This window comes from Bradyrhizobium sp. A5, assembly GCF_042076515.1.
In the GTDB taxonomy this organism is placed as follows: domain Bacteria; phylum Pseudomonadota; class Alphaproteobacteria; order Rhizobiales; family Xanthobacteraceae; genus Bradyrhizobium; species Bradyrhizobium cosmicum.
This window is the reverse complement of the sequence record NZ_CP148990.1, coordinates 1,048,362-1,071,763: the sequence shown is the minus strand read 5'-3', so window position 1 is coordinate 1,071,763 and position 23,402 is coordinate 1,048,362. Positions and strand designations below refer to the sequence as shown.

Genomic DNA, 23,402 nt, shown 5'->3' with positions numbered 1-23,402 from the left:
ACAGCCTGCCCTATTTCGCCTTCGCCCCCTGCTTTGCGTTCCCGTTGGCCCCCTCGGGCTGATTGTCCCGGATCAGCCGGTCAATATGCATGCGAATGTGGGCGGCCTCCGCCGAGGTGTTGGCGAGCGCTATGGCACGGTCGAAGGCGATGCGGGCTTCGTCGTTGCGGCCGAGCTGCATCAGGAAGGCGCCACGCACGCCGTAGAAATGGAAGTAGTTGGCCAGCTTCGGCGCCAGCGGCTCGATCAGGTCGAGGGCTGCTTGCGGCCCGCGCACCTTGGAGACCGCGACCGCGCGGTTGAGCGTCACCACCGGCGAAGGCTGCACCACTTCGAGCGCGCCATAAAGCAGGTCGATCTGCGCCCAGTCGGTTTCCTCCGGCGTCGACGCACGCGCATGCAGGGCGGCGATCGCGGCCTGGATCTGATAGGGTCCGCTGCGGCGATGTCGCATCGCCTTGTCGATCAGCGCCAGCCCTTCCGCGATCATGGTGCCGTTCCACAGCGAACGGTTCTGGTCCTCCAGCAGGATCAGCGAGCCGTCCGCGGCGAAGCGCGCGGCGCTGCGCGCATGCTGCAACAGGATCAGCGCCGTGAGCCCCATGATCTCCGGCTCGCTCTGGAACAGCCGCAACAGCAGCCGCGCCAGCCGGATCGCCTCCTCGCATAATGGCTTCCTGATCTCGGCGGTGTCGCCGCTCGCCGAATAGCCTTCGTTGAAGATCAGGTAGATCATCGCGGCGACGCCGGCGAGCCGCTCGGAGCGCTCGACCGCGCCCGGCGTCTCGAACGGCGTCCCGGCCTCCGCGACTTTCGCCTTGGCGCGGGTGATGCGCTGCTCCATCGCGGCGTCCGAGACCAGGAAGGCGCGCGCGATCTGCTTGACCGTCAGGCCCGAGACGATGCGCAGCGCCAGCGCGATCTGCTGCGTCGCCGGCAGCTGCGGATGGCAGCAGATGAACATCAACCGCAGAATGTCGTCGCGGTAGTGCGAGCCGTCGAGCCGCTCGGCGAGGGCGCCCTCGGCATCGTCGAGATCGGAGATCGCCTGGTCGTCCTCCGGCAGCGGTGCCTGCTTGCGGGCGCGGCGCACCTCGTCGATCGCGACGTTGCGGCCGACCATGATCAGCCACGCGGCGGGATCGCGCGGCGGGCCGTTCTGTGGCCAGGTCTTGAGCGCGCGCAGGCAGGCGTTCTGGAAGGCTTCTTCGGCGGTATCGAGATCGCGGAAATAGCGGAGCAGCGCGCCCACCGCCTGGGGTCGCGCCGAAGTCAGCGCGGTCTCGATCCAGGCGGTATCGGTCTCGCTCACGCCGAAATCCCTCCGGGCCGGAACACGCCGACCGGACGCACCTCGTAGGCCCCGCCGGGATTGGCCGCACCGAGGTCGCGCGCAACGTCGAGGGCGTCGTCGAGGTTCTTGCAATCGACGATGTAGAAGCCGAGCAACTGCTCCTTGGTTTCAGCATACGGGCCGTCGAGCACCAGCGGCGGATCTTCCTTGCGCAGCGTCGCTGCCGCCGTGGTCGGCAGCAGCCGCGCCACCGGCCCGAGCCGGCCTTGGCTCGTGAGCTTCTCCTGCACCATTGCGAGCTTCTTCATCACGGCCTCGTCCTGGTCCTTGCTCCAGGAGCCGACGAAGTCCTCGTCATGATAGCAAAGGATCGCATAAAGCATGGGCAGCACCTTCCCTGAACGCTTGTTTTGAAGACGATCCAATATGCCCCGGCCCTACAAGGCTGCGGAAAAAATTTGCGAGAAAAATCCGTCAGATCGTGCCAAGGAGAGCCACCGAAAGCGGAACCTTATGAGGCACTTCGAATGACCGTGGGCACACTGGCCGTCCTGATCAACAGCACGCAGCAGAACTGGCTGCCGGAGCGCTGGAAGGCCCGGTTCGACGCGGTCTGCGGCGGCCGCCGCGTGGTGCTGCTGCCGGATGCCGGGCTCGATCCGGCAGAGGTGCACTATGCCGCGGTGTGGAAGCCGGTGCCGGGCGACCTCGGCGCCTTCCCCAATCTGCGGGCGATCTTCAACCTCGGCGCGGGCGTCGACGCGCTGATGGCGGACAAGAGCCTGCCCGATGTGCCACTGGTGCGCGTCGCGGTGCCTGACCTGACCAACCGCATGACCGAATATGTCGTGCTGCATGTGCTGATGCACCATCGCCAGGAGCTCTATTTGCGCGACTCGCAGCGCGCCAGGCGCTGGGCGCCACAATATCAATGGCCGGCCAGCGCCATCACGGTCGGCGTCATGGGGCTCGGCACGCTCGGTGCCGACGCGGCCGACGTGCTGCGCCGGCTCGGCTTCCGTGTCACCGGCTGGAGCCGCAGCCCGCGCACCATCGAGGGCGTCGAATGCTTCCATGGCACGGCCGGAATGGATGCGTTCCTGCGCAAGACTGACATCCTGGTCTCGCTGCTGCCGCTGACGCCTGACACGCACGGCATCCTCAACCGCGACGTCTTCGCAAAACTCAATCGCAACAGCCCGCTCGGCGCGCCCGTGCTGATCAATGCCGGCCGCGGCGGCCTGCAGAACGAAGCAGATATCCTGGCCTGCCTCGACGACGGCACGCTGGGCGCGGTCTCGCTCGACGTATTCGTGCAGGAGCCGCAGCCGGCCGACAGCCGGTTCTGGACCCATCCGAAGGTGGTGCTGACGCCGCACAACGCCGCCGACACCGACGCGGATGCGATCTCGGCCTATGTAGCCGCGCAGATCGCAAGGTTCGAGGCAGGCGGTGCGCTGGAGAACGTCGTGGATCGCGCGCGGGGGTATTGAGGCCGCACGCGGTCATCATATCCTCGGTGTCGTCCTGGCAAAGGTTAGGCCGTAGCTCCCACCATCACATCGATCGCGCCCTTCACGATCGCCTCGAGATCCTTGCGCGAGACGCGGGCGCGTGAGCGAATGGCGATCGAGTGCACTGTTGCAGACGCGACCTGCGCCAGCACGGCGGGATCGGCGCTCGCGGGCAACTCGCCTTTTTCCCTGGCGCGGCGGAAGCAGTTCGTGAAGGCCTTGTCGAGCTCCGAGAGGCCGTCGAGCACCATCGCGCGGATTTCGGGATCACTCACCGCTTCGGACGCCGCCGTCACCACCGTGAAGCAGCCGCGCGGGCCGGCTTCGCCGGAGAGATAGATGTTCAGCGCGGAGGCGAAGATGCGCTCCAGCCGCTGGCGCACCGGCATCTCCTGGCGAAAGATCTCCACCATCGCTGCGCGCGCTTCCTCGCGGTAGCGCTGATAGCTCTTGATGTAGAGCTCGCGCTTGTCGCCAAAGGCACCATAGAGGCTCGGCCGGTTCATGCCGGTGGCTTCGCTCAGATCGTCGAGCGAGGTCGCGGCAAAACCCTGCGTGCGGAAGAGGTCGAGCGCCTTGCCGAGTGCGACCTCGGGCTCATAGGCCCGCGGACGGCCGCGGCGCTTCGGCGGATTGGCAGCAGCTGGCGGTTTCGATTTTTGTACCATTTCGCAGTTAATCCTTGACCGTCACCATATTATGCAAGATGGTACAAAAATCAATCTGGCCAGGTTGAGCGACACTCCAAAAGTCACACCGAGAAATTGCCCAAGGAGGCCCAAGATGGATCTTTATTTCTCGCCGCTCGCCTGTTCGATGGCGACCCGCGTCGCGCTGTATGAAGCCGGCGCCGAAGCGAATTATATCGAAGTCGATCCGCCGACAAAGAAAGTGCTGAACGACGGCTCCGACTTCCGAGCCGTGAACCCGATCGGCCTCGTGCCGACACTGCGCACCGACGAAGGTGTGGTGCTGACCGAGAACGCGGCGATCCTGCAATATGTCGCGGATCGTTTTCCGCAATCCGGCCTTGGCGCCCCGGCGGGCATCGATCGTACACGGCTGCATCAATGGCTCTGCTTCATCGGCACCGAGCTGCACAAGGGCCTGTTCGTCCCTGTGCTTGACCGCAAGGCGCCGCAGGAGGTGAAGGCCTACGTGCTGGAGAAGAACCTGTCGCGGCTCGATTATCTCGACAACTATTTGAAAGGCCGCGACTTCCTGCTCGACCATTTCAGCGTTGCCGACGCCTATCTCGTCACGGTCATCAACTGGACCATGGCGACGCCGCCGATCGAGCTCGCGAAATGGCCGAACGTGAAGGCCTATTACGAACGCCTGCGCCAGCGGCCCTCGGTGGCGAAGGCCATCGCAGAGGAGTTCGAGCTGTACAAGGCCGAGCAGGCCCGGAAGAAGGCGGCGGCGTAGGCCTGAAAGATCGCAACGCCGTCCTGGCCTACGCCGGGGCGGCGCCCTACCCGTACAGCACCCGCGGCAGGATCGTGACGATGCCGGGCCACAGCGTCAGCAGCAGCACGAAGCCGACCATGATGATCAGATAGGGCATCGTGACGCGGGCGATGTAGCCGAGGCCGTCGTCGGTCAGGCCCTGGATCACGAACAGGTTGAAGCCGACCGGCGGAGTGATCTGCGCCATCTCGACCGCAAGCACGAGGAAGATGCCGAACCAGATCTCGTCGAAGCCCGCGCCCTTCACGATCGGCAGCACGATCGGCAACGTCATCACGATCATCGAGAAGCCGTCGAGGAAGCAGCCGAGGATCAGGTAGAAGACGATCAGCACGACGATCAGCATGAAGGGCGACAGGCCGAGGCCCTTGACGAAGGCGGCCACCGCCTGCGGGATGCCGAGGAACGCTGCGGCATTGCCGAGGATCGAGGCGCCGAGCACGATCAGCGCGATCATCGAGCAGGTCACGACCGAGCCGATCAGTACGTCGCGCATGACCTGCTGCGACATCGAGCCTTGCGCCCAGGCCACCAGCGCCGCGCCGAGCACGCCGACGGCCGCAGCTTCCGACGGCGTGGCGAGCCCGCCATACATCGAGCCGAGCACGCAGGCGATCAGGAACAGCGCCGGCGCGAGGTCCTTCAACGCGGCAAAGCGTTCGCCCCACGGCACCTGCGACAGCTTCGCCTCCGACTCCGGCACCAGGGACGGCTTGAGCGTCGTGTGCAGCATCACCCAGCCCATGAAGGTGCCGGCCAGCAGCAGGCCCGGCAGGACGCCAGCCGTGAACAGCTTCAGGATCGAAACGTCGCCGAGCACGCCGTAGATGATCATGATATTGGACGGCGGGATCAGGAATCCGAGGGTGCCGGCACCCGCGAGCGAGCCGATCGCGATATCGCGGGAATAGCCGCGGCGCGTGAGCTCGTTGAGCGACATGCGCCCGATGACCTGAGTGGTCGCGGCCGACGAGCCGGAGATTGCCGCGAAGATGGTGCAGCCGATCACGTTCACATGGAGCAGGCGGCCGGGCAGCAGGCCCGCCCAGGGCGCGAGTCCCTGGAACAGCGAACGCGACAGCTTGGTGCGAAACAGCAGCTCGCCCATCAGGATGAACAGCGGCAGCGCCAGCAGCTCCTGCGTGGTCAAAATGTTCCAGGCATATTGCGGCAGCAGCTTGTCGAGCGGGATCGAGCGGAACATCGCGAGCAGCAGCGTCGCGGTAAGCGCAAGAGTGAGGCCGATCCATACGCCGCAAGCCAGCAGCGCAAACAGGATCGCGAACAAGGCGACAACTTCGATGGTCATGCGATCTTGAATCCGGGAGCGAGCAAGGCGGTCATTCGACGGGCGAGGCCTTCATGCGGTGATCCTCCAGCGGCAGGCCGAGCACGGCCTGGATCGCACGCGCCAGGAACTGGAGCGTGAGAAGGAGCATGCCGAAGGTCACCACCGCCTGCGGAAACCACAGCGGCGTATCGCTGGAGGTCGAGACCTGGCCGCGCACGAAGGCGCTCCAGGCGAACTTCGCCATCGACGAGGTCAGGAAGGCCATGAAGGCGAAGCCGGCGGTGGCCGAGAGGATCTCAATTGCGCGCTGAAACGGCGGGGGAACGTTCTTCAGGAGCAGGACAACGCGGATGTGACCGCCGACGCGCAGCGTCATGGCGGCGCCAAAAGTGAAGGATGCCGCCATCAGATAGGAGGAATACTCCCAGGCGATCGAGATCGTTGGCGGGAAGAATGGCAGGAAGTTCGAGAGGAAGCGGGTTGCGACCTCGCACAGCATCAGGAGCGTCAGCGTCAAGAGGCAGCCGCCGCCGATCCAGCCGTCGAGCCGACCGAGACGGTCGATGCCGTCGAGCAGGATGCGCAGCGGCGCTGGCGCCGCTGCGTTGAGACTTTGCGGAGCCGCGGGCGATACGCTGACCATGATTGATCTCAGCGCTTCATTTCGGCGAGATAGGCCCGCACCGGCTTGTCGGCCGCAGGCACCCGCTTGAGGAAGGCTTCGAGCTGCGGCGCGGTCTTGGCCCGGATGTCCGTGATCATCGCCTGCGAGACCGGCACCACCTCCATGCCGCCCTCCTTCAGGCGGTTGAGGCTGTCGACGTCGGCCTTGAGCGAGTTCGCCCAGAAAGCCGGCTCCATCTTCGCCGCCGTATCTGCGACGAGCTTCTGCTGGTCGGCGCTCAGCGCCTTCCAGGAGTCGAGATTGACGGTGAGCATCTGCGACGACCAGACGTGGTTGGTCGGGTAGACGTATTTCAGGAATTCCCAGAACTTGCCGTCGACGCCCGACACCGCGGAGGTCGAGACGCCGGAGACCGCGCCGGACGCCAAGGCCGGAATCGTCTCGCCCCAGGGAATCATCACCGGCGCCATGCCAATGGCGGACAGCATGTCCACGGCGCCCTTGTCAGGCACGCGGATCTTGATGTTCTTCAAGCCGTCGACATCGGCGGTCTTGAGCTTGAGGTGCAGATACTGCGTCGGCCACGGCACGATGTAGAGGATTTTCTGGTTGTTGCGCGCGGCAACCTTCTCGTATTCGGGCCGCACATATTTGTGCAGCACCTTGAGTTCGTCCATCGAGCCGCACAGGAAGGGAATGCTCTCGACGCCCATGAAGGGCTCGTCGCCAACCTGCTGGATGTTGAGGACGTCGGCGAGCGGCACCAGGCCGTCGCGCACGGCGCGCAGATGCTCGGGGCCCTTGAAGCCGAGCTGACCGCCGGCCTTCACGGTGATGGCAACCGAGCCGCCGCTCTGCTTCTTCACCTCTTCGGCGAAAGCCATCGCGTTCTGGGTGTGGAAATTGCCGTCAGGCCAGACCGTGGACATGTCCCAGCTCACCGTCGCGGCCCGCGCGCGGGTCGAGATGTGGCCGGCGGCAAGCAGCGTCGCTGCGCCCGCAGTGAAGTTACGTCGTGTGATCATAGAGCCCCTCCATTTACCAAACGCACCGACGCGTCAGCGCGTGTACCCATAGACTGCAACTGCGTTGTCCGCAGACACAAAGCCGCTTTCGATGTCGTCATTGACCGCCGCGCGATCGCGCTCGGCGGGCGCGCCGATGCCGGCGCCGCCGGGCGTCAGCACGACGAGACGATCATCCGGCGGCACTTGCTGAAAGCCCTTGCCGCGCAGCTTCTTTCCCGACTTCAGGCCGACATAGCCGGCCTCGCCGTTCTTGCCGCCGTCGCGGCCGCGCGGTGGATGATCGATGCGATCGAACGCCGCCAGAATATCGAACGGCGCATCGACGCCGCTGCCGACCTCGATGATTTGGCCAAGACCGCCGCGGGTGCGCCCTGCCCCGCCGGAATCCGGACGCAGCTCCTTGCGCCAGAAGATCAGCGGCGTCTGCGTCTCGGCGATCTCGACCGGCGTGCCGCGGACGCCGCTCGGATAGGCCGTCGCCGACAGTCCGTCCTTCGCAAAGCGCGCGCCGGTGCCGCCGTTGGACGTCACCGCCATCGAGAATCCGTAATTGCCGCCGGCACCGGAGCGCGTCTGGCCGCGCACATTGAGATTCCACAGGCACGAGGTGCCTTCGGCCGGCACGCGCTCGGGAATGATCTGGCGCAGGCAGCCGAACACGACGTCGGGCAGCATCTGGCCGATGATGTGACGCGAGGCAACCGGCGCCGGCTTCGGCGCGTTGAGGATCGCACCCGGGGGAGCCGACACCGTCAGTGGCGAGAGCGAGCCGGCATTGTTCGGGATCTGCGATGCGACGACGCAGCCGAGGCCGAACACGGTGTAGGCCGTGGTGTAGGACAGCGGCACGTTGATGCCGAACTTCGAGGCGGCGGAGGTGCCGTCGAAATCGACGTGAATGCCGGTGTCCGAAATCGTCAGCGTCGCCGCCAGCGTCACCGGCGAATCGTAGCCGTCGACGACCATGCTGTTGCGCCAGGTCCCCTTCGGCAGCTTGGCGATCTCGGCCAGCACCGCTTCGCGCGAGCGGTCGCAGATGTAGTCGCCGAGTTCGTCGAGCGTGTCGATCTCGAACTCGGTCATCATCTCGACCAGGCGCTCGCAGCCGACGTCGTTGCAGCCGGCGAGCGAATAGGTGTCGCCCTCGGTGTCGATCGGCAGCCGCGTGTTGGTGCGGATCATCGCCATCAGTGTCTCGTTGACGACGCCCTGGTCGATCAGCTTCAGCATGGGGATGTAGAGCCCCTCCATGAACACGTCGGTGGCATCAGGACCGAAGCCGATGCCGCCGATATCCATGAGATGGCTGGTGCAGGAGAACAGCGCGACCGGCTTGCCGTCCTTGAAGCAGGGCGTGGTGACGACGAAGTCGTTGAGATGGCCGGTGCCCATCCAGGGATCGTTGGTGATGTAGGCATCGCCCTCCTTCATCGTCTCGATCGGGAATTGAGCGATGAAGTGCTTGACCGATTCCGCCATCGAGTTGACGTGCCCGGGCGTGCCCGTCACTGCTTGTGCCAGCATCCGTCCCTCGAGGTCGAACACCCCGGCGGAGAGGTCACCGCATTCGCGCACGATCGGGCTGAAGGCGGTGCGGAGCAGTACCTGCGCCTGCTCCTCGACCACGGCGATCAGCCGGTGCCACATGATCTGGAGATCGATCAGGCTCGCGCCATTTGCCTTGCTCATGATCAGGCTGCCTTCCGTTCCATGACGATGCTGCCGGCGCCGTCGATATGGGCGTCGAAACTGTTGGAGACGAACGTGGAGGTTTCGTCCTCGGCGATCACGGCGGGGCCCGCAATCGTGGCGCCCGGCGCCATGTCCTCGCGGCGATAGAGCGGAATCTCGATCACCTCTCCCGCGCGGCCGTCGAAGAATTTGCGGCTGCCGGAGGCCTTGCCCGCGGGCGTGCGCGCGACGGAAGCAACCACGGCGGGATTGCGCGCATCAGTCGTCGCGAGCACCGACCAGCTCAAGACCTCGATCGCGGCGCCCGGAATCGACCGCTCGAACATCGCCGAGTAGTCCGCCTCGAACTTCTGGCGCAGGCCGGCAAGATCAGCCGAATTCAGCGGGCGGTTCGGCAGCTCGATCGTGATCTCGTGGCCCTGGCCGACATAGCGCATGAAGGCGGCGCGCCGCTCGCGCACGGGCGCACCGGCCGCACCGGGCTCGACCAGCGCGCGGGCTTCGGTCACCATCTCCTGAAGCAGGTCCGACACCGCCTTGGTGTCGAAATCGTCGAGACGGACGTGGCGGCTGCGCACCAGCTCATAGGCGATCGGAGCGGCCAGGAATCCAACGGCCGAACCGACGCCGGCATTCGAGGGCACGATCACGCGGGAGACGCCGATCTTCTCGGCAACGCGCGCCGCGTGCAGCGGCGCGGCGCCGCCGAAGGCGATCAGCGTGTGCTGGCCGACGATCTCACCGCGCTCGACCGCGTGCACGCGCGCAGCGCTCGCCATGTTCTCGCAGACGACCTCGTGCACCGCATAGGCCGCGGTTTCCGCCGACAGGCCCAGCGGCTCGCCGACGGCGCGCAGCAGCGCCTGTTTGGAAAGCTCCGGGTCTAGCTTGATCGTACCGCCGGCAAACGCATCGGGATCGATCATGCCGAGCGCAACGTCCGCATCGGTGACGGCCGGGCGCTGGCCGCCGCGGCCATAGCAGGCGGGACCAGGCTCGGACGAGGCGCTTTCCGGGCCCACGGTGACGCGCTTCATTGCGTCGACATGCGCGATCGAGCCGCCGCCAGCGCCGATCTCGACCATTTCGATCACGGGAATGCGCACCGGCAGACCCGAACCTTTCAGAAAGCGCGCGGCGCGATCGACCTCGAACACGCGCGAGGTTTCGGGCTGGTATTTTTCGATCAGGCAGATCTTTGCGGTGGTGCCGCCCATGTCGAACGAGAGCACCTTGCTCTCGCCGAGCCTTGCTGCGATCTGCGCCGCGAAAATGGCGCCGCCGGCGGGACCGGATTCGACGAGGCGCACTGGAAAGCGCCGCGCCGTCTCGATCGAAGTGACGCCGCCGCCGGAGGTAACGAGATAGATGGCGCCGCGGTATTGCTCCACCTGCAAGGCATCCGCCATGCGGGCGAGATAGCCGTCGATCAGCGGCTGCACATAGGCGTTCGCGACCGCAGTCGATGTGCGCTCATATTCGCGAATCTCGGGACACACGGCAGATGACACAGTTACGGAGATGCCAGGCATCTCCTCGCTGATGATCGCGGCCGTGCGTCGCTCATGCTCTGGATTGGCATAGGAGTGCAGGAAAGCGATCGCAACGCTCTCGACTTTCAGTTCGCGCAATTTTGGCGCGAGTGCACGCACGGATGCTTCGGCCAGCGGGAGACGAACGGCGCCGTGGGCATCGATACGCTCGGGCACGGTGAAGCGAAGGCTGCGCGGCGCCAGCGGCTTCGGCTTGTCGATGGTGAGATCATACTGATCGTAGCGGCTCTCGGTGCCGATATCGAGCACGTCGCGAAAGCCCTCGGTCGCGATCAGCGCCGTTTTCGCGCCGCGCCGCTCGATGATGGCGTTGGTCGCGAGCGTCGTGCCGTGAATGAAGACGTCGATGTCGCTGATATGTGCATGCGCATCAGCGAGAATGAGACGCATCCCGTCCAGCACCGCCTGCTCCGGCCGCTGCGGCGTGGTCAGCACCTTGCGTGTCTTGCGATCCTGACCCACGTCCAGCACGATGTCGGTGAACGTGCCACCGATATCGACGGCAAGCCGCACCTCGGCTCCTTCAAGCATACCAAATTCTCCGGCTGATCGTCCAATTGCGCGAAAACCGCAGCAATTTTCATACCAGCGACGGCGCAGATGGTGAAGCGCGTGGCACCTATGCGATAGCAGGAGTGCGGTGCGCGACGCTCAGAGCAGGAATGTACGTGGCTGAGCAACGATCATATCGATTGTCACGAGCGGCTCGGCAGTCCACGGATGAAATCGACAAGCGCGGCACTGACCTCGCTCGACCGCTCCTGCTGCGTCCAGTGGCCGCAGCCGGGGAGCATCTGGATCTTGCGCAAGCCAGGAACGAGGGTTTTCTGGTTTGCGAGCAACTGATCCGTTCCGGGAAAAGAGAGCAGGAAGTCGCGATCGCCTGCCATGTAGAGCGCTGGTATCGACACCTGCACACCCGCGAGCGCGCCCGTGATTTCCCAGTTGCGATCGATGTTGCGGTAATAGTTGAGCGCGCCGCGAAAGCCGGTTCGCTTGAACTCCTCACCGTAATGGTCGATGTCGCTCTCGCTGATCCAGGACGGCAGGGTCGCCGGCGCGCCGGGCCCCTGCAAAGATCCACCGCCCTTCGGCACCATCCCGAGATTCGGCGCGGGCCCGCCGGCAGCGACGGCGGCGCGCGCGGCGGCCACGCCATCGCCGGACGCGCCGAACAGCATGTTGCGAATGGTCGCACGGGGATCGCGCCCCAACTCAGCCTCCGCAGGACCCGGCTCCTGGAAATAGAGCTGATAGAATTGCGCAGTCTCGGTACGGGGCATGAGACTGGTGGGTAGCGCCTTGGCGCGCGGCCGGAACGGGACGCTGAGCGCTGCAATTGCCTTGAAGCGGTCGGGCCGCGTGAGAGCCGCCTGCCAGGCGACGCTGGCGCCCCAATCATGACCGACGATGACGGCGGTCGGCGCGCCCAAGGCATCGAGAATGCCGATCATGTCCCCGACCAGATGCAGGATCGTATACTGGTCGATCGCCTGCGGCGTGTCGCTCTTGCCGTAGCCGCGCATGTCGGGCGCTACGACACGGAAGCCTGCGGCGGCAAGGTCGTCGATCTGATGGCGCCAGGAGAACCACGACTCGGGGAAGCCGTGCACCAGCAGCACCAGTGGTCCTTCGCCCTGCTCGGCGATGTTGATGTGGATCCCGTTACATTCGATGATCCGTTGCGTCGTCTTGCCCATCTTGTCTCGCTCCGAGGTTGCCGCGAATGCGTTTGACGGGACCGCTTGCGATGCACCCCGCAAGGCGAGCGGCGCCGACGCCGCAGCCAGTAACTGGCGTCTGTTCATGTCCGTCCCTCCGGCGACGTCGACGCGTTCGCGGCCACCTTGGGCGCGACCAGTTCCGATTGTCGCTCGCGAACGAATTGTTCGAACGTCTTCGGTGAGGCGCCGCCGATTTTTTCGATGGCATCCGTGACGGCGAACCGCGCGGTCTCGGCCGAGAGGCGGGCGGCCCGGAGCGACTTCCAAAGTGAGGAAAGATGCTCGACCGCATGCGAATTCCAGCCTCGCGCGAGAACCTCGCTCCGCCACTGCTCGTCACTGACTTCCTCGTAATGGACATCCCTGTCGAAGACGCGCGCGAACGCAGCAACGATGTCCCCGACAGAGTTGACGCTTCCAATGACGGGATATGCGGTTCCTGCGCCCCGCTCGGGGCCGGTAAGCAGGCCCACGGCGATCCGCGAGACGTCTTCGGCCGAGATCAACGGCAGAATGGTGCTTTCGTTGCCGAGCGGCAGTCGGATCGCGCCGCGCGCCGGCAGGCTTGCGCCAACAAGGCGCGCCACGTTCTCGTAGAAGACGGTGGCCCGGAGATGCAGCGGACCGACCCCGGCCCACTCGAACACCTGCTCGGACAGATAGTTTTGCCGCATGCGCGGCGTCGGCGCGTCGATCGAGGATTGATACATCACGAGATTGACGAGCCGGGAGACGCCATGCTTGCGCGCCGCGAACGCCATGGCGGCTGTGGCGTCCGCCAATCCGTCCTGGACCGGATAGGCAAAGTAGATCGATGCGACACCCCGCGCCGCCTGTTCGACGGATCTGACGTCGAGGAAATCGCCGACTAATATTTCGGCGCCGAGCGATTTCAGGTGATCCGAGCGCTCGTCGATCTGCCGGACGAGCGCGCGGACCCGTACACCGCGTTCAAGCAGCATCTCTGAAACATGCCGGCCGGTCCGGCCCTGGGTGCCGCCTGCCGCCGAGGTCACGAGGATTGTCTTGGTCATCACAACGCTCCTTTACCGTCCCAGTGTGGTTTGGTACGATCCGGTACCTTGCAGATAGAGATATGGTACCCATCGGTACCACGTCAAGCGGAAACTTGCGTCGATGAGTCCGAAGATCAAGCCGCCCGAGGAAGACACCGAGGCAACCGCCGTTCGGAAAAAGATCCTCGGCGCGGCCCTTTCCGCCTTCATGGAGGGCGGCTATGCGCAGACCAGCACGCTGGAAATTGCGACGCGCGCGCGCGTTTCGAAACGCGAGCTCTATGCTCTGTTCGGCAACAAGGAGGCGATGCTGGTCGCCTGCATCACCGAGCGCGGCCAGCGGCTAAAGGCACCGGCGGACCTGCCCGCGCTACGGGACAGGGATATCCTGGCCAAAGTGCTCATCGCGTTTGGAACGACGCTCCTGACCGAAACCACCGATCCGGTCGTCGTCGCCGTGTTCCGGCTGGCGATATCCGAAACGGTGCAAGCCCCGAAGGTTGCGCAAGCGCTGGAAGAGACGGCTCGCAAGCCCACGCGCGATTCATTGCGGACAATCATGGCAAACGCAAAGTCAGCAGGGCTTGTTACGGGCGATCCCGAGACGATGACCCACAAGTTCCTGGGGCTGCTGTGGGGCGACCTGATGACGGGCCTGCTGCTCCAGGCGATCAACCGGCCGAGCGCCAACGAGATCGCGCGACGGGCGAGCGATGCATCGACCGCATTCCTGAAGCTTTATCCCGCGCCAGGCTAACTCCGCGTTCAGAGCAGAAAGGCGAGCGCAGCTTCGCAGCGGTCCTCGACCTTGAGCGTCAGGAGTTCGTCGGCACGGGTGCGTCCGAGGTTGACCGCGGCGATCGGAATTTGCCGGCGCGCAGCCGCCTGCACGAAGCGGAAGCCGGAATAGACCATCAGCGACGAGCCGACGATCAGCATGGCGTCGGCCTGCGACAGATGGTCCTGCGCGGTGGCGACCACATCGCGCGGAACGTTCTCGCCGAAGAACACGACGTCGGGCTTGAGGATGCCGCCGCAGGCCTCGCAGGCCGGCACTGTGAACGACGAGAAATCCGCGTGCTCGAGATCAGCGTCGCCATCCGGTGCATCCGCAGCATCGAGCGTCAGCCACTCCGGGTTCGCGCGGCCCAGCGTCTGCTGGAATTCCTTGCGCGGCGTCTTGGCGCCGCAACCCATGCAACGGACCAGATCGAGCCGGCCGTGCAGGTCGATCACCTGCCGGTGGCCGGCGGACTGATGCAGCCGGTCGACGTTCTGGGTCAGCAGCATCTCGCACCGACCGCTGGCCTCGAGGCGGGCCAGCGCATGATGCGCATCGTTCGGGCGGGCCTGGCCGAACCGCCGCCATCCGATCAGGCTGCGCGCCCAGTAGCGCTGGCGCGTTTGCTCTTCCGCCATGAAGGCCTGGAAGTTGACCGGCTGGGTTCGCTTCCAATTGCCGGCACTGTCGCGATAGTCGGGAATGCCCGAATTGGTGCTGCACCCGGCACCGGTCAGCACGAACAGACGCTCGTGCCGGCCGACGAAATCCTGGAGCGAAGGGCTTGCCACCGGAGGGTTTGTCATGGCGCATGATGTAGTCTGCGCCGGCGGGTTTTTCCAGATCACTCCCGCGGCGGCGGGGGCGCAAAGCCGGCAATCAGTTTCACAAGATCGCTCTGGCGCGCGGTGCCGGTCTTGCGGACGACGTTGTGGAGATGAGTCTCGCTCACGGCATCGGCACGGGCTATTTCGATGGCACGCTCGGCTTCGGTGGAGCGGCCTGTTTCTGCGACACGACCGCCTTGCCCGGCGGAACCTCGGGCGCTGGAGGTGCGACCGGCGAAGACTGACCGACCGACAACGACACGCCGATCACGCGCCATTGTCCTTCGACCGGCGCGAACAACAGTTCGAAATTCACCTGCGATGGCACCGACGGAAAAAATCCCGCCATGTGCAAGAGACCGTTCGGCTCGATCTGCGGCAACAACGACAATTGCGGATCGATGACGACAACACCGGAGATATCGAGCTTGTCGCCGCGCTGCTTGGCGAAGATCTCCGCGAGTTTGGCGGCGGTGTTGACTTGGAACCCGGGCGCGCCGAGGTCGCGCAGCACGGTGTAATTGCCGGTCTTGTTGGCGTGGTCGAGCGCGAGCAGCGTCGATCGTATCAGCATGAGCACGCCGTTGCGGTCGATGTTGGCCGGCTTCGCTGCGGCCTGCGGCTGCGGCGGCGTCTGTTGCGCAGACGTCGTCACCACACCCAGGATCAGCAGCCCGAAAACCAAGAGCCCGAGGCCTGCACTTACCCAGCGAAGCGTCATGGCGACCGCGTTCTTCCTACCACTGGAGCGACACGGCGCCGCGTCCACCTGCAACGTTACGCTCGAGCCCGATGCCGCCGCCGGCATTGGCAATGACCGCATGGCTCTTGCCCTCGTGGAGCAGCGCGGTGGCGCCGACGGCGAACGCGTTGGCTCCGCTTGCGGTCGCGGTATTGCCCAGGGCGACGGCATTGTCGGCGCCGACGCTCGCACCGCTCCCGATCGCGATGGCAGCGAACCCGGCGCAATGAACGAGCGCGGCGCCCGCTACGGATTTGGTCAAAGGGAAAATCGCTCTAGCGATCGCAGGAGGCATTTGCGCTCTCAGGTCCAGAGGTCGGGTCTGTCCCGACCGTTGGCCGGATACGACCGCCGCGAATATGGGGCAGGAGACGTGAGCGAGCATCAACCGTACGGTTGAGTTCGTCCTAGCTTACCGAACCGGCGACTTGGTTTTTCGCGACCGTTGCCGGATTGCATCGCCAGGCTTCCCGACGGCCCGTCAGGCCTTGTGGGAACCGACGTCATGCCTGTGCTTGTGAAGGAACCGAGCGAGCTGCCCACGGAGCGCTGCTGTCTCCAGCAATGTTCCGACCGATCCGGCGGTATCGAATATCTCCCGCTGAAGCGTCGTCGGCAGGGAATTCCACTGCATGATGACGGCCGCGCCGAGACACCGCAAAACACGCTCCTCCTCCGCCGCGAGGGCTGCGCCGCGCAATCGTTCCGTCTCCCCGGCGTTGACCGCATGCACGTATTGGTCCGCGAGGACCTGTTCGTTGTCCGCACGCGATGCAAGGCTGTCCTGCAGTCTCTCGAATTTGCGAGTGTCATCCTTGCCGGGCGAGCTCTTGGCCAGTTCGCCATACGCGGCTGCTTTGGCGCGATACTGCAGAAATTTGAACATGCCGTCCTTTCGTTGAAGTCTCCGCGTATCCAGCCTGCCACTTTGCAGGCTATGCCGGCATCGCACCACTCAGAGAATCAGTGCGACCTTCCATCACGAATGGGGGGAGGCCGCTGCATCATCATTCTACTGGGGCGCCTTCTTTACGGAGAAATACGCGAGGATCTCAGCGGCATTTCCGAGGATCGCGGCCCTGCGCATCGCAGCAGTACGCTCGTCTCCCAACGGCATCTTGCGAGCCTGATCGAGGGCCTCGATCACCCTGGTGTTCAGCTCGCCAGCCAACGGCGACTGGATCAATTCCGACGAGCTACCCGCGTCAGCCGACGGCGACGACAACGGCACGCTGAAACCGGTTACCATTGTATGAACATCGCAGCGGCAACCAGCAGCAGGAAGAAGACCGGCAGCAGCACCGGAGGTACGAGCCACTCGCGAAGACTGTATCCAGGAGAATCCAACATATCGACCGCCTCTTGATCACGGCGGGAGCGCAATGCTCTCAGTCACCGATAACAGCCGAGGGGCGCGCGGTGATAAGTTGGATATAGTGATCTTTCGCCGAATAACGAGGTCCGGCAGAAACTATTCGTCACGATATGCATTGAACAAGGCTATAGCATCGTGTCCGCCAGTAGCGCCGACTCGCAGCAGCCGTCCCCCTCACCGCGCGGCTTTCCCAAGAATGGCCTACAAGGATGGCCTATCCGGGTCTCGACGAAGTGTCCGTGTTCTTGACGTACCTGCCGAGTCTCGCCTCCTCAAAAGTGCCTCGTTCAAGCCGACGCTGGCACCTGCAACCTGATTGGGCCCGAACCATGATCGATTTTCCAAATCACAGCCGCTCATATGACCGGACACGCCGAGCCGTGCGGTTCTGGGGACACGACAGCGCCATCGAGGCCTCGTTCTACATCGATGAGGGCGCATTGAAGCATATCCAGCCCGGCGCCAATCCCAACGAGTCGGGCTTTCTGAACGCGTTCGATTCCCACCGCGACCTGATATGTGCCGCTGCGGCCCGGAAATATGTTCGCGGCAGCAGGGGCTCTTACGATCTGGTCGCGGGAGATTTTTGAAACCGTCCGCTCGAATTTGCCCTGGTCTAGCTCGCCCAGTTCTCGCGGAACTCCGGGAATAGCGTCAGGCCTCCGCAGGCGTAGATCGTCTGCCCGGTGATATAGCTCGCATCGTCCGACGCCAGGAAGGCGAACACGGCGGCGATCTCTTCCGGCGTTCCGACGCGGCCGAGCGGAATGTGACTGGTGACGTCGCCGCGCTTTTTCGGGTCGTCGGTCCAGGCTGCATTGATCGGCGTATCGATCGCACCCGGTCCCACCGCGTTGACGCGAATGCCCCGGCCAGCGAACTCCAGCGCCAGCGTGCGCGTCAGATTGGCCATCCCGCCCTTGCTGATCGAATAAGCGAGATAGCCGGGCTTTGGAATGATCTGATGGACGCTGGAGCAATTGATGATGCTGCCGCCCCCGCCGCGCGCCACGAAATGCGCGAGCGCCTTCTGCGCGCAGAGCACGGCGCCATTGAGATTGACATCGATGATGCGGCGATAGGTTTCGACGTCGAGCGCCTCGCTCGGTGATTCCACCTGGAAGCCGGCATTGTTGACGAGGCAGTCGAGTCGCTTCCAGCGCGCCAGGATCGTCTCGAACATGGCAGCGATCTCTTTTTCAGTCGCGACGTCCGCCTGGACGACGAAATGATCGAGCCTGCCGTGGCCTCGATCGCTCGATGCCGTCCGTGCAAGCGCAAGTGTTTCCTCCGCTCTCTCGGTATGATCGAAATAATTGATGGCAACCGTCGCGCCCTCCTGGGCCAGGCGAATCGCGACCGCGCGGCCGATGCCCTGCGATGCGCCTGTCACCAGCGCATATTGGCCGATGAGGCGTGAGGGAAACTGGGGTGAACGATCGGTTTGCGGCATGGTCGGCTCCAGATCATCTTGAGGTCGCGGCATATCATCAACGGGCCGGGATTTTTGTTCCATCACCAGACCGGCATGATCGGCGGCCGAGGACAATTGCAGTGGATGCAGGACCAATTGCGGTGCAGCGGCCGATCTTCGTGCGATCCGACAAAAATGTGATTGTCGCTTCTGCAGCGGTCATCACATGATGCAAATCACGCAACATCAAATCCTTGAAAATCAATGCGTTCCGGGGCCTACGATATGACACAAGTCGCGATACAGCCAGCCATCCATCGCCGGCATCAGCCCTGGTACACGATCCTCTACGTCCAGGTGCTCATCGCGATCGCACTCGGGGTGCTCATCGGCTATCTCTACCCTGATCTCGGCAAGGCGCTGAAGCCGCTCGGCGACGGCTTCATCGCGCTGATCAAGATGATGATCGCACCCGTCATCTTCTGCACCGTGGTGCATGGCATTTCCTCGATGGGTGACCTCAAGCGCGTCGGCCGGGTCGGACTGAAGTCGCTGATCTATTTCGAGACGGTCTCGACCGTCGCGCTTGCGATCGGCCTGTTGGTCGGCGAAATTCTCCAGCCTGGCAACGGCTTCAATATCGATCCCGCGACCATCGACCCGAAGTCGGTGGCGACCTATGTCAACAAGGCGCACGAAGACGGCATCGTCGCCCATCTGATGGCGATCATCCCCGACAGTTACGTGGGCGCGATCGCGCGCGGCGACCTGTTGCAGGTGCTGCTGGTCTCGATCCTCTCGGGCTTCGCCATCGCCTTCCTCGGCAAGGCCGGCGAGCCGATCGCGGAGGCGATCGACAAGGCCGCAAAGATGTTCTTCGGCATCATCCGCATCATCGTGCGCGTGGCGCCGATCGGCGCGTTCGGCGCGATGGCGTTCACTGTCGGCGCCTACGGCCTCGGCTCGCTGCTCAACCTCGCCGCCCTGATCGGCACGTTCTACCTCACCAGCATCCTGTTCGTACTGATCGTGCTGGGCTCGATCGCCCGGCTTGCCGGCTTCTCGATCCTGCGCTTCATCGCCTACATCAAGGACGAGCTTTTGATCGTGCTCGGCACATCGTCGTCGGAGACGGTGCTGCCGCAGATGATCCAGAAGATGGAGCATCTCGGCGCCTCGCGCTCGGTGGTCGGCCTCGTCATCCCGACCGGCTACAGCTTCAACCTCGACGGCACGAACATCTATATGACGCTGGCAACGCTGTTTCTGGCGCAGGCGACCAACACCCATCTGACGATTTGGCAGGAGCTCGGCATTCTCGGCATCGCCATGATCACCTCCAAGGGCGCCTCGGGCGTGACCGGCGCCGGCTTCATCACGCTCGCGGCGACGCTCTCGATCGTGCCTGATATTCCGATCCAGTCGATCGCGATCCTGGTCGGCATCGACAAGTTCATGAGCGAGTGTCGCGCGCTGACCAATCTGATCGGCAACGGCGTCGCCTGCGTCGTCATCAGCATCTCCGAAGACGAGCTCGACCGCGACGCGCTGCACGAGACGATGGCGCATCCGCTGGAGATCGGCGAGGCGCTCGAACCGGGCGGCAGCGCGTAAGGCCGCCCAGATCGGCGCCACCAGAAGCCCAATTCCGACGCGGTAGTTTCCCGGAGTGGTCAATTGGTGCGGCGCGCGTCACAACACCGGCGTTGCGATCACCGATCGATACTTATTCTTTCCACCCGACGCGCTGGGGGCAGGGCGTCGGGTTTTTGAGAATTGCCGCGACGACGGCGCACCGGGATCGGCGCGCCGCTTTTGACGGGCTCTGCCCGTCGCTGAGCCGCATCAGCCCTTGAGCGCGGTGACCACGACCTCGATCAACGCGCCGCCGCCGAGATCGGCGACGCCGACGGTCGCGCGGGTCGGCAGATCGTCGCCGAAGAACTCGGTCCAGGCCGCGTCCATCTCCTTCTTCTTCGAGAGGTCGGTGACGAAGATCGAGGTGCTGACGACGCGACTCTTGTCGGTGCCGGCTTCCTTCAGATAGCCGGCAATCTTGCCGAGGATGTTGCGGGTCTGGTCGCCCATCGAGACAGAGGTGTCGTCGGCGATGGTGCCGCCGACGAAGACGAAGCCGTTGGCTTCGACGGCGCGGTGCATGATGGGCGTGCGGATGCTGCGGGTGATGCTCATGATGTCCTCGTATTGCTAGAGCGTCGTGGGATGGAAGCGGTCGATGCCGAGATCGCCGATGCGGGTCTGGGTGCCGCCGTTGACGATCAGCTCCGCCATGACAGCGCCGGCGCCGGGGCCGAGTTGAAAGCCGTGCAATGAGAAGCCGAACTGGTGATAGAGGCCCCTGTGACGGCTGCTCGGACCGAACACGGGGATGTCGTCCTTCATCTTCGCCTCGATGCCGGCCCAGGCGCGCATGATCGTCGCATCGCGCATCACCGGGAACAGCTCGAACACGGTGCGCGCGCTGATGGCGAGGCTCTTCCAGTCCAGCACCGTCTCGTTGCGGTCCTGATAAGGCGTTGCCAGATGGCCGCCGCCGATCAGCACGGTGCCGTTCTTGAACTGCTTGAAGGAGAGCTTTCGGCCGCGCAGGATCACGACGGGGTCGATGAAGTGCGGCACGCGCGAGGTGATCATCAGCATCGGCGCCACGGTCTCGACCGGGACCGGCTCGCCGAGCGCGGCCGCGATCTTGCCGGCCCAGGCGCCGGCGGCGTTGACCAGCACCGGCGCGGCGAAGCTCTCGGCGCCGACATCGACAGACCAGAGCCCGTCGCTGTAGCGGATGTTGCTGGCGGCGACACCCTCGCGCACGGTCGTGCCGAGCTGCTCGGCCTTGCGCCGGAACGCAGTCGTCGCCTGCGCCGGATTGGCCGCGCCATCGCGCCGCGAAACCACGCCGCCGGGGCAGGTCTCGGCCACCGCCGGCACGAGCCGCCGCAACTCGGCCGCGTCGATCAGCTCTTCATGGGTAAAGCCGAGGGCGTTCAGCGCGGCGACGCGCGCGCGGCAGACCGCAAGCTCGTCCTCGTTCTCGGCGACCAGCACCTGACCGTAGCTCTCAAAGCTGCAATCGTCGTCGAGCAGATCGGCGATCTTCTCCCAGATCCCCATCGAGCGGATCGAGAGCGGGATCTCGGGGATGTGCCGCGCAAGCTGGCGCACGCCGCCGGCATTGACGCCGGAGGCATGGCGCCCTGCATAGTCCTTCTCGATCAGCACCGGCTTCAGGCCGGCGAGGCAGAGATGCAGCGCGGTCGAGCATCCGTGGATGCCGCCACCGACGACGATCGCATCCACGTTTGTCGTCATCCGCGCACCACGGCCTTCACGTCGGCCTCGGACTTCGGAACGGCAGCAAGCTCGGCCAGCGTGATCGGCTTCACCGGCGCGCGCAGCCGGTAATAGCCGATCTCCTGCGGCGTCTTTCCGCGCGCCTGCGCCATCAGCTCGGTGACGGTGAGGCCACAGAGCCGCCCCTGGCACGGGCCCATGCCGGTGCGGCGATAGGCCTTGAGCTGGTTCGGCCCGGTCGCGCCGATCGCGACGGAATCGAGAACGTCCTTGGCGGTGACCTCCTCGCAGCGGCACACGATGGTGTCGCCCGAGGGAATACGAAACTGCGGCGCCGGGCGGAACAGCGTGTCGAGAAAGACGCGGCCGCGCTCGGCCTTCGCGAGATCGGCGCGCAGCGTCGCCATGGCGGGAAGCTTCGCGGCGGCCGCCGGCGCCAGCGCTTCCACCGCTGCACGCGCCGCGATGCGGCCACGGACCACCGCAGCGTTGGCGCCGCCGATGCCGGCACCATCGCCCGCGATCGCAATGCCGGCAACCGAAGAATTGCCGCTCGCATCGAGCACCGGCGACCAGCACAGTTGCAAATCATCCCAGCGATGCTCGACGCCGGCCGACATCGCGAGATTGACGTTGGGCACGACGCCCTGATGCAGCAACAGGAGATTCACCGGAATGGTCTCACGCTTGCTGCCCGCGATATAGCTGACGCTCGCAAGCTGACCGTCACCGGACGCGGCAAGCTCGGTAACGCCGGAGACGACCTGCACCTTTGCCTTCACTTCGCGCATCATCGACAAGCCCTTGGTGAAATAGGGCGAGGTCAGAAACGCAAACGCGTGCGGCAGCGCGGCGAAATAATTGCCGCGCTCGGTGGTGTCGAGGATGCGGTCGATCCGGCCGCCAAGCCGCAAAATCTGCGCGGCGAGCAGCCAGAGCAAAGGTCCCTGCCCCGCGATCACCGTATGGCCATCGGGCACCAAAGCCGACGACTTCAGCATCGTCTGCGCGGCGCCTGCGGTCATGACGCCCGGCAGCGTCCAGCCGGGAATCGGGAACGGCCGCTCCAGCGCGCCGGCCGCGAGGATCACGCGCTTGGCCTTGACGAAAGCCGAGGCGCCGCCAACGGAGACCGCGATGTCGAGATTGCGATCGAGGCTCCAGACGGTGGCACGATGAATGACCTCGGCCTTGCTCGCGCGCAGCGACTGCACGAGCTCGGCGCCGACCCAATAGTCGGCGCCGAGCTGGTTGCGGTCGGTCACAGGCGTCGAGGCGATGGCGCGAAACACCTGGCCGCCAGGGCCAATATTCTCGTCGAGCAGCAGCGTCGAAAGGCCAGCCTCGGCGGATGTCGCCGCGGCAGCAAGGCCCGCGGGCCCGGCCCCGATCACCACCACGTCGTAGTCTTCGCGCTTGGGAGCCATGGTCATCTTCCGATCTCCCGCTTGCCCTTCTGGATCCCGATCTGCATGCCCTCGGCGACGGGAATGAGACAGCCCTGCCGGTTGCCGACGCCGTCGATGGTGACGAGGCAGTCGAAGCACACGCCCATCATGCAATAGGGCAGTCGCGGCGCACCGCTGACGGCAGTCGACCGGCGCACGTCGCAGCTGGAGGCCAGCAACGCGGCGGAGACGGTGTCGCCCTGACGCGCCGCGACGGCAACGCCGTCGACGAAGATCTGCACCTGTGGCCGCTTGTCCTGTTCGGATCGTTTGAACATCTTGGCTCCTTCAATATC

25 protein-coding genes are annotated in these 23,402 nt (G+C 64.8%); 5 read left to right on the top strand and 20 right to left on the bottom strand.

What is annotated here, in order from left to right; genetic code table 11:
- Positions 1–10: 10 nt before the first annotated feature.
- Both WHZ77_RS04995 and WHZ77_RS04990 read right to left on the bottom strand, forming a co-directional pair.
- Entirely contained in the window at positions 11–1,312 is a 1,302-nt protein-coding gene (locus tag WHZ77_RS04995; protein WP_375312658.1) for an RNA polymerase sigma factor, read from the bottom strand.
- Positions 1,309–1,677, bottom strand: a complete 369-nt coding sequence (locus WHZ77_RS04990) for a YciI family protein (protein WP_375312657.1) — start codon at positions 1,675–1,677, stop codon at positions 1,309–1,311. The genes WHZ77_RS04995 and WHZ77_RS04990 overlap by 4 nt, the downstream gene beginning before the upstream one ends.
- 144 nt (positions 1,678–1,821) lie before the next feature.
- On the opposite strand from WHZ77_RS04990, the gene WHZ77_RS04985 reads away from it, so the two are divergent.
- On the top strand, positions 1,822–2,787 hold the full coding sequence (locus tag WHZ77_RS04985; protein ID WP_375312656.1) for a 2-hydroxyacid dehydrogenase: 966 nt from the start codon (positions 1,822–1,824) through the stop codon (positions 2,785–2,787).
- 44 nt (positions 2,788–2,831) lie between these two features.
- Here WHZ77_RS04985 and WHZ77_RS04980 read toward each other — a convergent pair whose 3' ends face one another.
- Positions 2,832–3,476, bottom strand: a complete 645-nt coding sequence (locus WHZ77_RS04980; protein ID WP_375312655.1) for a TetR/AcrR family transcriptional regulator — start codon at positions 3,474–3,476, stop codon at positions 2,832–2,834.
- A 115-nt stretch (positions 3,477–3,591) separates the two neighbouring features.
- Between WHZ77_RS04980 and WHZ77_RS04975 the strand changes: the two genes are divergently transcribed.
- Positions 3,592–4,236 (top strand): glutathione binding-like protein, encoded by a 645-nt coding sequence (locus WHZ77_RS04975; protein ID WP_375312654.1) that lies wholly within the window; start codon positions 3,592–3,594, stop codon positions 4,234–4,236.
- A gap of 46 nt (positions 4,237–4,282) precedes the next feature.
- Here WHZ77_RS04975 and WHZ77_RS04970 read toward each other — a convergent pair whose 3' ends face one another.
- From WHZ77_RS04970 to WHZ77_RS04940, 7 genes are all read right to left on the bottom strand, one after another.
- Positions 4,283–5,587 carry a TRAP transporter large permease gene (locus tag WHZ77_RS04970; protein ID WP_375312653.1) on the bottom strand — a complete coding sequence of 435 codons (1,305 nt, stop codon included), beginning with the start codon at positions 5,585–5,587 and terminating at the stop codon, positions 4,283–4,285.
- A 31-nt stretch (positions 5,588–5,618) separates the two neighbouring features.
- Positions 5,619–6,212 (bottom strand): TRAP transporter small permease subunit, encoded by a 594-nt coding sequence (locus tag WHZ77_RS04965; RefSeq protein WP_375312652.1) that lies wholly within the window; start codon positions 6,210–6,212, stop codon positions 5,619–5,621.
- Between the two features lie 8 nt (positions 6,213–6,220).
- The gene (locus WHZ77_RS04960; RefSeq protein WP_375312651.1) at positions 6,221–7,219 is read right to left on the bottom strand and encodes a TRAP transporter substrate-binding protein; all 999 of its coding nucleotides are present in this window, start codon (positions 7,217–7,219) and stop codon (positions 6,221–6,223) included.
- A 33-nt stretch (positions 7,220–7,252) separates the two neighbouring features.
- Positions 7,253–8,911: a hydantoinase B/oxoprolinase family protein gene (locus WHZ77_RS04955; RefSeq protein WP_375312650.1), complete on the bottom strand. Its 1,659-nt coding sequence runs from the start codon at positions 8,909–8,911 to the stop codon at positions 7,253–7,255.
- A 2-nt stretch (positions 8,912–8,913) separates the two neighbouring features.
- Positions 8,914–10,998 carry a hydantoinase/oxoprolinase family protein gene (locus tag WHZ77_RS04950; protein ID WP_375312649.1) on the bottom strand — a complete coding sequence of 695 codons (2,085 nt, stop codon included), beginning with the start codon at positions 10,996–10,998 and terminating at the stop codon, positions 8,914–8,916.
- A gap of 164 nt (positions 10,999–11,162) precedes the next feature.
- On the bottom strand, positions 11,163–12,167 hold the full coding sequence (locus tag WHZ77_RS04945; RefSeq protein ID WP_375312648.1) for an alpha/beta fold hydrolase: 1,005 nt from the start codon (positions 12,165–12,167) through the stop codon (positions 11,163–11,165).
- A 104-nt stretch (positions 12,168–12,271) separates the two neighbouring features.
- The gene (locus tag WHZ77_RS04940; protein ID WP_375312647.1) at positions 12,272–13,225 is read right to left on the bottom strand and encodes an NAD(P)H-binding protein; all 954 of its coding nucleotides are present in this window, start codon (positions 13,223–13,225) and stop codon (positions 12,272–12,274) included.
- A 103-nt stretch (positions 13,226–13,328) separates the two neighbouring features.
- On the opposite strand from WHZ77_RS04940, the gene WHZ77_RS04935 reads away from it, so the two are divergent.
- A complete protein-coding gene (locus WHZ77_RS04935; RefSeq protein ID WP_375312646.1) occupies positions 13,329–13,964 on the top strand; it encodes a TetR/AcrR family transcriptional regulator in 636 nt (211 codons plus the stop codon).
- Between the two features lie 8 nt (positions 13,965–13,972).
- Here the strand turns inward: WHZ77_RS04935 and WHZ77_RS04930 are convergent, their stop codons facing one another.
- The 5 genes from WHZ77_RS04930 to WHZ77_RS04910 all read right to left on the bottom strand — a co-directional run bounded on the left by WHZ77_RS04930 (position 13,973) and on the right by WHZ77_RS04910 (position 16,806).
- Positions 13,973–14,794 carry an NAD-dependent protein deacetylase gene (locus tag WHZ77_RS04930; RefSeq protein ID WP_375312645.1) on the bottom strand — a complete coding sequence of 274 codons (822 nt, stop codon included), beginning with the start codon at positions 14,792–14,794 and terminating at the stop codon, positions 13,973–13,975.
- Between the two features lie 160 nt (positions 14,795–14,954).
- Positions 14,955–15,536 carry a hypothetical protein gene (locus tag WHZ77_RS04925; RefSeq protein ID WP_375312644.1) on the bottom strand — a complete coding sequence of 194 codons (582 nt, stop codon included), beginning with the start codon at positions 15,534–15,536 and terminating at the stop codon, positions 14,955–14,957.
- 16 nt (positions 15,537–15,552) lie between these two features.
- Complete coding sequence (locus WHZ77_RS04920; RefSeq protein WP_375312643.1) at positions 15,553–15,819, bottom strand: hypothetical protein; 267 nt, start codon at positions 15,817–15,819, stop codon at positions 15,553–15,555.
- A 219-nt stretch (positions 15,820–16,038) separates the two neighbouring features.
- Positions 16,039–16,443, bottom strand: coding sequence for a hypothetical protein (locus WHZ77_RS04915; protein ID WP_375312642.1), 405 nt, complete (start codon positions 16,441–16,443; stop codon positions 16,039–16,041).
- A 126-nt stretch (positions 16,444–16,569) separates the two neighbouring features.
- Positions 16,570–16,806 (bottom strand): hypothetical protein, encoded by a 237-nt coding sequence (locus WHZ77_RS04910; RefSeq protein ID WP_375312641.1) that lies wholly within the window; start codon positions 16,804–16,806, stop codon positions 16,570–16,572.
- Between the two features lie 335 nt (positions 16,807–17,141).
- Here WHZ77_RS04910 and WHZ77_RS04905 point away from each other — a divergent pair, with 335 nt between their 5' ends.
- On the top strand, positions 17,142–17,522 hold the full coding sequence (locus WHZ77_RS04905; protein WP_375312640.1) for a DUF1488 domain-containing protein: 381 nt from the start codon (positions 17,142–17,144) through the stop codon (positions 17,520–17,522).
- 26 nt (positions 17,523–17,548) lie between these two features.
- Here the strand turns inward: WHZ77_RS04905 and WHZ77_RS04900 are convergent, their stop codons facing one another.
- Positions 17,549–18,385 (bottom strand): SDR family oxidoreductase, encoded by an 837-nt coding sequence (locus WHZ77_RS04900; protein WP_375312639.1) that lies wholly within the window; start codon positions 18,383–18,385, stop codon positions 17,549–17,551.
- A gap of 246 nt (positions 18,386–18,631) precedes the next feature.
- Here WHZ77_RS04900 and WHZ77_RS04895 point away from each other — a divergent pair, with 246 nt between their 5' ends.
- Positions 18,632–19,960: a dicarboxylate/amino acid:cation symporter gene (locus WHZ77_RS04895; RefSeq protein WP_375312638.1), complete on the top strand. Its 1,329-nt coding sequence runs from the start codon at positions 18,632–18,634 to the stop codon at positions 19,958–19,960.
- A gap of 231 nt (positions 19,961–20,191) precedes the next feature.
- Here WHZ77_RS04895 and WHZ77_RS04890 read toward each other — a convergent pair whose 3' ends face one another.
- The 4 genes from WHZ77_RS04890 to WHZ77_RS04875 are packed head-to-tail and all read right to left on the bottom strand — an operon-like array spanning position 20,192 to position 23,384.
- The gene (locus tag WHZ77_RS04890; protein ID WP_375312637.1) at positions 20,192–20,539 is read right to left on the bottom strand and encodes a RidA family protein; all 348 of its coding nucleotides are present in this window, start codon (positions 20,537–20,539) and stop codon (positions 20,192–20,194) included.
- 15 nt (positions 20,540–20,554) lie between these two features.
- Entirely contained in the window at positions 20,555–21,676 is a 1,122-nt protein-coding gene (locus WHZ77_RS04885; protein ID WP_375312636.1) for an NAD(P)/FAD-dependent oxidoreductase, read from the bottom strand.
- Entirely contained in the window at positions 21,673–23,091 is a 1,419-nt protein-coding gene (locus WHZ77_RS04880) for an NAD(P)/FAD-dependent oxidoreductase (protein WP_375312635.1), read from the bottom strand. The genes WHZ77_RS04885 and WHZ77_RS04880 overlap by 4 nt, the downstream gene beginning before the upstream one ends.
- A complete protein-coding gene (locus tag WHZ77_RS04875) occupies positions 23,088–23,384 on the bottom strand; it encodes a (2Fe-2S)-binding protein (protein WP_375312634.1) in 297 nt (98 codons plus the stop codon). The genes WHZ77_RS04880 and WHZ77_RS04875 overlap by 4 nt, the downstream gene beginning before the upstream one ends.
- Positions 23,385–23,402: the final 18 nt, after the last annotated feature.

Excerpts from the sequence above, each read along its gene's own strand:
- WHZ77_RS04985 (WP_375312656.1), top strand. The coding sequence starts at position 1,822 with ATGACCGTGGGCACACTGGCCGTCCTGATCAACAGCACGCAGCAGAAC.
- WHZ77_RS04970 (WP_375312653.1), bottom strand. The coding sequence starts at position 5,587 with ATGACCATCGAAGTTGTCGCCTTGTTCGCGATCCTGTTTGCGCTGCTG.
- WHZ77_RS04900 (WP_375312639.1), bottom strand. The coding sequence starts at position 18,385 with ATGCCGCAAACCGATCGTTCACCCCAGTTTCCCTCACGCCTCATCGGC.
- WHZ77_RS04965 (WP_375312652.1), bottom strand. The coding sequence starts at position 6,212 with ATGGTCAGCGTATCGCCCGCGGCTCCGCAAAGTCTCAACGCAGCGGCG.
- WHZ77_RS04980 (WP_375312655.1), bottom strand. The coding sequence starts at position 3,476 with ATGGTACAAAAATCGAAACCGCCAGCTGCTGCCAATCCGCCGAAGCGC.
- WHZ77_RS04975 (WP_375312654.1), top strand. The coding sequence starts at position 3,592 with ATGGATCTTTATTTCTCGCCGCTCGCCTGTTCGATGGCGACCCGCGTC.
- WHZ77_RS04885 (WP_375312636.1), bottom strand. The coding sequence starts at position 21,676 with ATGACGACAAACGTGGATGCGATCGTCGTCGGTGGCGGCATCCACGGA.
- WHZ77_RS04935 (WP_375312646.1), top strand. The coding sequence starts at position 13,329 with ATGAGTCCGAAGATCAAGCCGCCCGAGGAAGACACCGAGGCAACCGCC.
- WHZ77_RS04915 (WP_375312642.1), bottom strand. The coding sequence starts at position 16,443 with ATGTTCAAATTTCTGCAGTATCGCGCCAAAGCAGCCGCGTATGGCGAA.
- WHZ77_RS04890 (WP_375312637.1), bottom strand. The coding sequence starts at position 20,539 with ATGAGCATCACCCGCAGCATCCGCACGCCCATCATGCACCGCGCCGTC.
- WHZ77_RS04945 (WP_375312648.1), bottom strand. The coding sequence starts at position 12,167 with ATGGGCAAGACGACGCAACGGATCATCGAATGTAACGGGATCCACATC.
- WHZ77_RS04930 (WP_375312645.1), bottom strand. The coding sequence starts at position 14,794 with ATGACAAACCCTCCGGTGGCAAGCCCTTCGCTCCAGGATTTCGTCGGC.
- WHZ77_RS04950 (WP_375312649.1), bottom strand. The coding sequence starts at position 10,998 with ATGCTTGAAGGAGCCGAGGTGCGGCTTGCCGTCGATATCGGTGGCACG.
- WHZ77_RS04910 (WP_375312641.1), bottom strand. The coding sequence starts at position 16,806 with ATGGTAACCGGTTTCAGCGTGCCGTTGTCGTCGCCGTCGGCTGACGCG.
- WHZ77_RS04955 (WP_375312650.1), bottom strand. The coding sequence starts at position 8,911 with ATGAGCAAGGCAAATGGCGCGAGCCTGATCGATCTCCAGATCATGTGG.
- WHZ77_RS04940 (WP_375312647.1), bottom strand. The coding sequence starts at position 13,225 with ATGACCAAGACAATCCTCGTGACCTCGGCGGCAGGCGGCACCCAGGGC.
- WHZ77_RS04990 (WP_375312657.1), bottom strand. The coding sequence starts at position 1,677 with ATGCTTTATGCGATCCTTTGCTATCATGACGAGGACTTCGTCGGCTCC.
- WHZ77_RS04925 (WP_375312644.1), bottom strand. The coding sequence starts at position 15,536 with ATGACGCTTCGCTGGGTAAGTGCAGGCCTCGGGCTCTTGGTTTTCGGG.
- WHZ77_RS04960 (WP_375312651.1), bottom strand. The coding sequence starts at position 7,219 with ATGATCACACGACGTAACTTCACTGCGGGCGCAGCGACGCTGCTTGCC.
- WHZ77_RS04880 (WP_375312635.1), bottom strand. The coding sequence starts at position 23,091 with ATGACCATGGCTCCCAAGCGCGAAGACTACGACGTGGTGGTGATCGGG.
- WHZ77_RS04895 (WP_375312638.1), top strand. The coding sequence starts at position 18,632 with ATGACACAAGTCGCGATACAGCCAGCCATCCATCGCCGGCATCAGCCC.
- WHZ77_RS04875 (WP_375312634.1), bottom strand. The coding sequence starts at position 23,384 with ATGTTCAAACGATCCGAACAGGACAAGCGGCCACAGGTGCAGATCTTC.
- WHZ77_RS04905 (WP_375312640.1), top strand. The coding sequence starts at position 17,142 with ATGGCCTATCCGGGTCTCGACGAAGTGTCCGTGTTCTTGACGTACCTG.